Origin of the sequence: Pseudomonas mediterranea CFBP 5447 (genome assembly GCF_000774145.1) — a bacterium.
Lineage (GTDB): Bacteria > Pseudomonadota > Gammaproteobacteria > Pseudomonadales > Pseudomonadaceae > Aquipseudomonas > Aquipseudomonas mediterranea.
Genome location: NZ_KN322987.1, coordinates 1 through 793, shown reverse-complemented (window position 1 = coordinate 793; position 793 = coordinate 1). Strand labels below are relative to the sequence as shown.

Annotated in this window: 1 protein-coding gene; it reads right to left on the bottom strand. The window is 63.2% G+C overall.

What is annotated here, in order from left to right:
* Window positions 1-793, bottom strand: a 793-nt coding sequence (locus tag N005_RS20285) for an AMP-binding protein (protein WP_047702819.1), incomplete at both ends; no start/stop codon positions are given.

The following is a 793-nucleotide window of genomic DNA, read 5'->3' as shown; positions in this document are numbered from 1 at the left end:
GCACGGTAGGTCACGTGCACGGTGGTTTCGGTGATGCCGTACATGTTCACCAGTTGCGTACGGGCATTGATTTCACGGGCATACCACGGCTTGAGGATCCCGGTTTCCAGCGCCTCGCCGCCGAAGATCACCTGGCGCAGGCTGTGCTCCAGGTCGCTCTCACCCTGAGCCGCGATCAACTGGCGGAACGCGCTCGGCGTCTGGTTCAGCACCGTGACGCCGGCCTCGCACAACAGCGCGTAGCATTCCTGCGGCGAGCGGCTGATCAGTTGCGGTACGACCAACAGGCGGCCACCGTGGGTCAGTGCCCCCCAGATTTCCCAGACCGAGAAGTCGAAGGCGAAGGAATGGAACAGCGCCCAGACGTCCTGCGGGCCGAAGTCGAACCAAGGTTGCGTGGCCGAGAACAGCCGCGCGACGTTGCGGTGCTCGACCATCACCCCTTTCGGCAAACCGGTGGAACCTGAGGTGTAGATCACATAAGCCAGATGGCTGGAATTCAACCCCGTCACCTGCGGATTGCGGACGGATTGCGCCTGCCAATCGCCACCCTCGAGATCGACCACAGGCAGCGAAATGTCGGCCAACAAGCGACGTGTCGCGGTCTGTACCAACACGGCCACAGGCGCACTGTCCTGCAACAGGTAGGCGAGACGTTCGCTCGGATAGGCCGGATCCAGCGGCACATAGCCAGCGCCTGCCTTGAGGATGCCCAACAGGCCGACGATCATGTCCAGGCCACGTTCGACGCAAATTGCCACCCGGTCATCCGGGCGGATGCCCAGGGCCAGCA